This window comes from Planomonospora corallina (genome assembly GCF_042650625.1).
Classification (GTDB): Bacteria; Actinomycetota; Actinomycetes; order Streptosporangiales; family Streptosporangiaceae; genus Planomonospora_B; species Planomonospora_B corallina.
Genome location: NZ_JBHSBM010000016.1, coordinates 315,111 through 321,897, shown reverse-complemented (window position 1 = coordinate 321,897; position 6,787 = coordinate 315,111). Strand labels below are relative to the sequence as shown.

Genomic DNA, 6,787 nt, shown 5'->3' with positions numbered 1-6,787 from the left:
CGACCACGAGCACGTCGCACTCGTGGTCGGCTGCGGCGAGCGCACGTGCGCGGACCGGCTCCACCGGTGGCAGGTCGCTCACCCGTCCTCCTCCGTTCCCGTGCGTGCCGTTCCCGTGTGCGCCGTTCCCGTGTGCCGGGCCCGTCGGCCCGCTCATGCGCGCGGGGTGAAGGCGGCGTGCGGCTCGGAGCCGGACCAGTCGTGCCCCCAGTAGCTGTCGGCGGTGATCTCCTCGGCGGTGTAGCACGTCTCGTCGACGAGCATGCCGTCGGTGCCGTACTCGATGTCCCAGCCGCCGGGGGCCCGCACGTAGAAGGAGACCATCTTGTCGTTGGTGTGCCGGCCGAGCGTGGAGGAGACGGAGAAGCCGAGCCGGCGCACGTTGTCCAGCGCGCGGCCCACCGCGTCGAGCGTGTCGACCTCGACCATGAGGTGGACCAGGCCGGGCTCCTCCCCGTGCGGGGCGGGGCAGACCGCCAGGCTGTGGTGGCGCCGGTTGACGCCCATGAAGCGGATCCGCGGCCCGGGGCCGGCGGCCTTCGGGCCGATCCGCATCGCGCCGCGCGGCAGGAAGCCGAGCACCTCGGCGTAGAACGAGACGGTCTCGTCCATGCAGGTGGTGGGGATGACCACGTGGCCCATGCCCTGGGCGCCGGTGACGAACGCCTGCGCCAGGCCGGTGCGGAGCGGGCCGTGGTCGAGGACGGGGCCGAAGAAGACCTCGACGGGGGTGCCGGCCGGGTCGTCGAACGCGATGACCTTCTCCGCGCCGCGCTCGGCCGACTCGCGCGCCGAGAGCACCTTGACCGCGACGCCGGATGCCTCGACCGCGCGGCCGACCGCGGCCAGCGCGAACTGGTCGCGGACCTCCCAGCCGACGGCCAGCACCCGGTCGGTGTCGCCGGGCAGTACGGCCAGCCGCGCCCGGCGCTCGTCCATGCGCAGGTAGAGGCCGTCCGGGTCCGGTCCGGTGCCCTCGGCGAAGCCGAGGGCGTCGACCGTCAGCTCGCGCCAGCGGCCGAGGTCGCGTGTCTGGACCCTCAGGTAGCCGAGCCCGCGGATCTGGGTCATCTCCTCACCCCACGTTCGTTCGTCGCCGTCAGCGGTGTCCGGCCGCCGCCGGGCGGGCGGTCCCCGGTGCATCTCACGGTGGCAGGGCCGCCGGAGGCCCGCCCGGGCCCTCCCGCTCAGTGAGAGTCCCGCCCGCCGGATCCGGCGCACGGCGGGCGGGGACCGGCGGGCCTTCGACGTGAGCGGCGGCGGTGCGGCGCAGTGGGGAGCGGTGGGGAGCGGTGGGGAGCGCCGCCGGGCGTCAGGTGTCGAGGAGCCGCAGGGCCTCCCGGCTTCTGGTGATCAGCTCGGGGTCCCCTTCGGCCGCGCGCAGGGCCAGGGCCTCCTGCAGCACCTCGCGCGCCTCCTGCCTGCGGTCCAGGTCGATGAGGGTCTTCCCGAGATGCTGGAGCGGGAAGTACACCATCTCGGGGACCTCCTCCCTCGCCAGGGCGAGCATCTCGCGGCAGATGGCCTCCGAGGTCGCCGCGTCGCCCGAGTAGCGATGGGCGTCGGCCAGGTTGATGGACGCGGCGATCCGCATGCCGCTCGTCTCCGCCAGGTCGAGCGCACGGCCGAGGTGGTGGATGGCGTCACCGTACTCGCCCAGGACCAGCAGCCCGACCCCCAGCGCGCGCAGCGTGGTGTAGTCGGCGGGGTCCTGGGCGCGGGCCGAGTCGACGAGCGCGGTGAGCCGGGCGCGGTCGGCGGGGACCATCCGCTGCCGTTCGTCGTAGGCGATGAGCCTGCTGATTTCCTGGAAGATCACAACCCGACACTAAGCCCTCCCGCGCGCCTGAGATCGCTTCGACCTGGGCTTGTTCGAGGGCGGGACCTTCGGCGGTCGTGTTGGTCATCGGCTGGGTGGAGGTCCGGGGTGCCGGCCGAGGCCGCCGACCGCATTCCGGCAGGCCGGAGCCGCTCAACGTAGTACGGCCGCCAGCAGGTCGGTCCCCAGTGCCGTCAGATCGGGAAGATTGACGGTGTAGCGGACGTAGCGACCGTGCCGCCGGGCTGTGAGCAGGCCCGCGCGGCGCAGGACGGCGAGGTGGCGGGAGACCTCCGGGGGTGAGAGTTCCCAGGCGTGGGCCAGCTCACCGGTGGTGTGCGGGCCGCGGGCCAGGGTGCGCAGCAGCCGCAGCCGTACCGGATGCGCGAGTGCCTCCAGCCGTAGCGTGAGCGTTTCCAGCGATACCGGCTCCGACGGACTCGCCTCGGCGACGGGGTACTGCACCACCGGCTGCCACCCGGGCGCGTGGACCACCACCAGGTGCGGGCGGCCGAAGACGCTGGGGAGGAAGGTGACCCCGCCGCTGTGGGCGGGGGTCGCCTTGTCCTGCAGCTTGTCCACGATGATGCGGTCGCCGTCCGGCGCCAGGGTGATCGCGCCGGAGACCGACGCGAGTGCCGCCCCGATGCCCTGCCGCTTCAGCAGGTCGTTCTTCAGGCGCAGGTCGGTGGCGAGCCGCACGGCGACACCCGTCCAGGCGGCGTCGAAGAAGGCCTCGGCGCACTGTTCGAGGGTGTGGCGTACCCGCGCCCGCACAGCGGCCGGGTCCGCGAGCAGCCGTTCCGCGAAGGCCTCCTGAAGCGCGCCGCGGGCCTGAGCCAGGTCCAGGGCCCGCTCGCGCGCCGCCGCGTCGGTGAGCGGCGACGGCGCGGCGAAGTGGACCCGGTTGCTGCCACACGTGGTGACGAGCGCGGCGGTCACATAGGTTTCATCGTCGATCCGGTCCACATCGTCCAGCTCCTCGGCGAGGGTCGGCCGGGGCCGGGCGGGGACCAGGAAGTCGGCTCGTGAGGAACGCCAGAGGAACTCCGCCTCCCTGAGCCGCTCTGCCAGCTCCGGCGGCAGCCCGGCCCAGACGTCCCCGGCCCAGCCGGCGAGCTGCGGGTGGTGCCCGGGTTCGGCCAGCACGTGCAGCATCGCGGTCAGCTCGGCCAGCGGGGACGCGGCGAACCGCAGTCGCCCGGGCGGCAGGCCGCCGATGTCGATCCTCAGCGCCATCCCCTCATCATCGCTGGCCGGACGGCCGGCGACCGCGTCGATTGACGGTGTCCGTCAATCGACGCGGTCGGTCCGGCGGCCGAACGCACTGTTGACGCCATGGCAACCACCACCGAGATCCGGCCGCGTGCCCTCGTCCGTGCCTCCGGAGGCCCCCGCTACGCCGTCGCCCTGGCCGTGGACGCGCTCGGCACCGGCCTGCTGCGCCCCTTTCTGCTGCTCTACGGGGTGATGGTGCTGAGGCTGTCCGCGCCGGTCACCGGCATCGCCATGACGGCCGGCGTCGTCATGGGTCTGGTGTGCGTGCCCGTGGTGGGCCGATGGCTGGACCGGGGCGCACGAAGCACGGTCGTGGCGGCGTCGATGCTGGTGCGGGTGGTGGGCGTGGCGCTGCTGCTGGCCGCCCCGACGGGGAACGTCTGGCTGTTCGCGACGGCGGCGCTCTTCCTGGGCATCGGCAACCAGGCCTGGCCGGCCGCCCATGCGGCTCTCGTGGCCACGGTCGCCCATGGCCGCGAGCGTGACGCCGCGCTCGCGGGAGGCCGCGCCCTGCGCAACGCCGGCCTGGGCGCGGGCGCCCTGCTCGCCACCGCGTGTCTGGCGGGCGGCACCGCCGCCCTGCAGGCGCTGGCCGCCGTCACCGGGTTCGCCTACCTCGCTGCGGCGGCCTTGGCGTGGTCGGTCCATGTACGCGCTCATCCGGCCGCTGCCGCGGCCGAGAGCAGGGACGACGAGCCCGCACCCCGGATGCGCGCGCTGCTGGCCGCCAACGTGATCTACGTCTTCTGCCTCAACGTCCCCGAGATCGCGCTCCCCCTGATCCTGGTGACGCAGATGCAAGCCTCTCCGGTGTGGTCGGCGGCCATCTTCGTGGCGAACACGGTGCTGGTGGTCACCCTGCAGGTTCCGGTCACCGTCCTGATGTCCCGCTTCCCCCGGCGGGCCGTGCTGGCTCTCTCCGGCGTGGTACTCGCCGCGTCCTACCTCGGCTTCCTCGCGGCCACCTCGCTGGGACAAGGCTGGGGCGCCCCGGCCGTCGCCGCGGTGTCCGTGGTCTGCACCATCGGCGAGATCATCTATGCCGGCAGCGCCACCGCGCTCGTCACCGCCCTCGCCCCGGCCCATCTCCTGGGACGCGCCCTCGCCCGTTTCCAGCTCTCCACGGGCTTCGGGCTCGCCGTCTCCCCGGCGGTCATCACCGCTCTCGCCTCCCACGGCTCGGCCGCCCTCTGGGGCGGCCTCTCCGCTGCGACGCTGCTGTCCGCCTCCGCCGTCGCCGCCGAGAAGGACCAGGGGCCGAGCGGAGCGGGCCTGCCCGTAGGCGAGACGGGCGAGGCCGGTGTCCTGGCACGTCGCGGGGGCTGACGCCGGGCCGGTACGGCGAGGGCCCGGGCGGCCGGGGTGGCCGGGGTGGCCGTCTTCCCCCGCCGCCCCGGCGCACGGGGTCGCGGAGCACCGCCGGAACGCTAGATCATCGAGCGCATCGGGCCGGGCGGGGGCTCGATGCCCAGCTCGGTGAGAGCGGAGACGTGGAAGACCGAGCCGGGCACGTGGATGGCGTGCGCCAGGCCGGTGTGCGCGTCGCGCCAGAAGCGCTGGATCGGGTTGTCCATGCGCATGGCGTTGCCGCCGGAGCGGGCCACGATCTCGTCGACCGCCCGGACCGCGCGCCAGGCCGCCCGGGTCTGGGTGCGGCGGCCGGCCGCGCGCTCGGCGAAGGAGACCTCCCTGCCCGCGGCGACGGCGTCGTACATCCGGCAGACGTTGTCGAGCAGCGCGACGCGCGACGCCTGGATCTCCGCGGCGGCCTCGCCGATCGCGTAGAGCACGTAGGGGTCGTCCTTGATCCTCGTGCCGGTGATCTGGACGCGGGTCCTCTGGTAGTCCAGGTGGTGCGCGAGGGCGCCCTCGCAGACGCCGATCACCGCGGCGGTGATGCCGAGCGGGAAGGCGCAGGAGAACGGGACGTGGTAGAGCGGGTTGGCCAGCCCGGCCTCCCTGGGCGCGCTGCCGTCGACGACCTTGGCGAAGGGGATGACGCGGTGGTCGGGGACGAACGCGTCCTTCACGACGATGTCCTTGCTCCCGGTGCCGCGCAGGCCCACCACGTCCCAGGAGTCCTCGACGATCTCGTAGTCCGGGCGCGGCAGGATCAGGTGGAGCGGGACGGGCGGCTGGACCATCCCGCCTCCGGCGTCGCCGAGCATGCCGCCGAGGAAGATCCAGTCGCAGTGGTCGGTGCCGGAGGAGAACTGCCAGCGCCCATTGAAGACGTAGCCGCCGTCGACCGGGCGGGCGACGCCCATCGGCGCGTACGGCGAGGCGATCCAGGTGTCCTGGTCCTCCCCCCAGACCTCCTGCTGCACCCTCGGATCGGCGAACGCCATCTCCCACGGGTGCACGCCGACGATGCCGGCCACCCAGCCGGTGGAGCCGTCGAGGGCGGCGATGCCCATCACGGTCTCGGCGAACTCCCTCGGGTGGACCTCCAGGCCGCCGTGGACGGCCGGCTGGAGCATGCGGATCACACCGGTGTCCCGCAGCGCCTTGGCCGCCTGGTCGTCCAGCCGGCCGAGTCTCTCGTTCGACGGCCCCAGTGCGCGGATCTCGTCCGCGCGTTCCATGATGGCGTCGAGCACCTGGTTGGTCATGGCGGCTCTCACTTCTTCGCCGCGAGGGCGACTGCGATCTCGATGAGTTGGTCCTCCTGGCCGCCGACGAGCTTGCGGCGTCCGGCCTCGATGAGGATCTCGGCGCCGGAGACGCCGTACCGCCTCGCCTGCCGGTCGGCGTGCTTGAGGAAGCTGGAGTAGACACCGGCGTAGCCCATGGTGAGCGAGAGCCGGTCGAGCAGGCACTCGCCGTCCATGACCGGGCGGACGACGTCCTCCGCCGCGTCGATGATCTTCAGGACGTCGATGCCGGTGCGGATGCCGAGCTTCTCGGCGACCGCGGCGAACGCCTCGACGGGGGTGTTGCCGGCCCCGGCCCCGAAGCGGCGCGTCGAGCCGTCGATCTGCAGGGCGCCGGCCCGTACGGCGATGACGGAGTTGGCGACGCCGAGGCCGAGGTTCTCGTGGCCGTGGAAGCCGACCTGGGCGTCGGAGCCGAGCTCGGCGACGAGCGCGGCGATCCGGTCGCCGGTCTGCTCCATGATCAGCGCGCCGGCGGAGTCGACGACGTACACGCACTGGCAGCCGGCGTCGGCCATGATCCGCGCCTGCTTCGCGAGGACCTCCGGCGGCTGGCTGTGCGCCATCATCAGGAAGCCGACGGTCTCCAGGCCCAGGTCCCGGGCCAGGCCGAAGTGCTGGACGGAGATGTCGGCCTCGGTGCAGTGCGTGGCGATGCGGCAGATGCCCGCGCCGTTGCCGGCGGCCTCGCGGATGTCGTCCAGGACGCCGAGGCCGGGCAGCATCAGGAACGCGATCTTCGCCCGCTTCGCGGTCGCGACCGCGGCCTTGATGAGCTCCTGCTCGGGGGTGTGGCTGAAGCCGTAGGTGAACGACGATCCGCCGAGGCCGTCGCCGTGGGTGACCTCGATGACCGGCACGCCGGCCTCGTCGAGGGCCGCGACGATGGAGCGGACGTGCTCGGCGGTGAACCGGTGCTGCTTGGCGTGCGAGCCGTCGCGCAGTGACGAGTCGGTGACCCGGATGTCGAGGTCGGCGCTGTAGGGCATGGGATCTCCTTGGCTCGGACGGGCGCGGACGGGCGCGGACGGGCGCG

Annotated in this window: 6 protein-coding genes; 1 reads left to right on the top strand and 5 read right to left on the bottom strand. The window is 73.4% G+C overall.

All coding sequences use genetic code 11. The features are described 5' to 3' along the window. Positions 1-153 precede the first annotated feature (153 nt). The 3 genes from ACFOWE_RS12645 to ACFOWE_RS12635 form a co-directional block, all read right to left on the bottom strand. A complete protein-coding gene (locus ACFOWE_RS12645; RefSeq protein WP_377287468.1) occupies positions 154-1,071 on the bottom strand; it encodes a VOC family protein in 918 nt (305 codons plus the stop codon). A 241-nt stretch (positions 1,072-1,312) separates the two neighbouring features. Next, complete coding sequence (locus ACFOWE_RS12640) at positions 1,313-1,819, bottom strand: tetratricopeptide repeat protein (protein ID WP_377287467.1); 507 nt, start codon at positions 1,817-1,819, stop codon at positions 1,313-1,315. A gap of 153 nt (positions 1,820-1,972) precedes the next feature. Then, on the bottom strand, positions 1,973-3,058 hold the full coding sequence (locus ACFOWE_RS12635; RefSeq protein WP_377287466.1) for a DUF5937 family protein: 1,086 nt from the start codon (positions 3,056-3,058) through the stop codon (positions 1,973-1,975). 99 nt (positions 3,059-3,157) lie between these two features. On the opposite strand from ACFOWE_RS12635, the gene ACFOWE_RS12630 reads away from it, so the two are divergent. Continuing rightward, positions 3,158-4,423 (top strand): MFS transporter, encoded by a 1,266-nt coding sequence (locus ACFOWE_RS12630; protein ID WP_377287465.1) that lies wholly within the window; start codon positions 3,158-3,160, stop codon positions 4,421-4,423. 101 nt (positions 4,424-4,524) lie between these two features. Here the strand turns inward: ACFOWE_RS12630 and ACFOWE_RS12625 are convergent, their stop codons facing one another. After that, entirely contained in the window at positions 4,525-5,709 is a 1,185-nt protein-coding gene (locus ACFOWE_RS12625; protein ID WP_377287464.1) for an acyl-CoA dehydrogenase family protein, read from the bottom strand. 8 nt (positions 5,710-5,717) lie between these two features. Continuing rightward, positions 5,718-6,740, bottom strand: a complete 1,023-nt coding sequence (dmpG, locus tag ACFOWE_RS12620; RefSeq protein ID WP_377287463.1) for a 4-hydroxy-2-oxovalerate aldolase — start codon at positions 6,738-6,740, stop codon at positions 5,718-5,720. Between the last annotated feature and the right edge of the window lie 47 nt (positions 6,741-6,787).